This window comes from Pseudoalteromonas sp. SIMBA_162 (assembly GCF_046535955.1).
Taxonomy (GTDB): domain Bacteria; phylum Pseudomonadota; class Gammaproteobacteria; order Enterobacterales; family Alteromonadaceae; genus Pseudoalteromonas; species Pseudoalteromonas marina.
This window is the reverse complement of sequence record NZ_JAWJBQ010000310.1, coordinates 1-277: the sequence shown is the minus strand read 5'-3', so window position 1 is coordinate 277 and position 277 is coordinate 1. Positions and strand designations below refer to the sequence as shown.

The 277-nt window shown below is 68.2% G+C and carries 1 protein-coding gene; it reads left to right on the top strand.

All coding sequences use genetic code 11. From position 1 onward, the window contains the following. Positions 1-175 (top strand): MarC family protein (locus tag R0J88_RS19830; RefSeq protein ID WP_410900851.1); only part of this gene is annotated, 175 nt, incomplete at its 5' end. Positions 176-277: the final 102 nt, after the last annotated feature.

Below are 277 nucleotides of genomic sequence, written 5' to 3'. Positions count from 1 at the left end.
CAGCATCGCCCTGGCCAGCCTCACCGTGGGGGTGGTGCTGTACCTGTCCAACCGCATCGAACGCATCCTCGGCGACCAGGGCTTGCAGATCGTCAGCCGGTTGATGGGGCTGTTCGTCTGCGCCCTGGCGGCGCAGATCATCTTCACCGGGGTCAGGGGCTACCTGGTCCCTTAGGGCCCCGGCCACCCTCCCATCAAGCGACAGGCAACGGAATGCAGACTCTTCAACGACCCACTGGCACGGGCCCCGCCGCCGCGCGCGCCCTGTGCCTTGCGC